At 57.9% G+C, this 672-nt stretch carries 1 protein-coding gene; it reads right to left on the reverse strand.

Translation table 11 applies throughout. From position 1 onward, the window contains the following. The coding region (locus HP459_RS23235) for an FAD-dependent oxidoreductase (RefSeq protein ID WP_171936962.1) at window positions 1-672 on the reverse strand (672 nt) is incomplete at both ends.

Below are 672 nucleotides of genomic sequence, written 5' to 3' on the forward strand. Positions count from 1 at the left end.
CGATCGGCAAAGCGCATCACTTTATCTTCGATCGACGGGCAATAACGTGGGCCGATCCCTTCGATCACGCCGGCGTACATTGGGCTGCGATCGAGGTTATTGCGGATCACGTCATGGGTTTTTTCATTGGTGTGCGTGATGTAGCACGGCACCTGCTGCGGATGTTGCGCCGCATTGCCCATGAACGAGAACACCGGCATCGGGTTATCACCGTGCTGCTGTGCCAGTACGCTGAAATCAATGGTACGCGCATCAATTCGCGGCGGCGTACCGGTTTTCAGGCGGCTTACGCGCAGCGGCAGCTCACGCAGACGACGAGACAGCGGAATCGACGGCGGATCGCCCGCACGGCCACCGCTGTAGTTGTCCAGACCAATATGGATTTTACCGTCCAGGAATGTCCCGACCGTCAGCACCACCGCTTTTGCGCGGAACTTGAGACCCATCTGGGTCACGGCGCCAACAACACGATCGTTTTCCACGATAAGATCTTCTACTGCCTGCTGGAAGATCATCAGGTTCGGTTGGTTTTCCAGCGCGGTGCGCACAGCCTGACGGTAAAGCACGCGGTCTGCCTGTGCACGGGTGGCGCGAACAGCCGGACCTTTACTCGCGTTTAGTATCCTAAACTGAATGCCCGCATGATCGATCGCTTTCGCCATCAGGCCGCCA

This window comes from Enterobacter sp. CM29 (assembly GCF_013179605.1).
GTDB lineage: Bacteria > Pseudomonadota > Gammaproteobacteria > Enterobacterales > Enterobacteriaceae > Enterobacter > Enterobacter intestinihominis.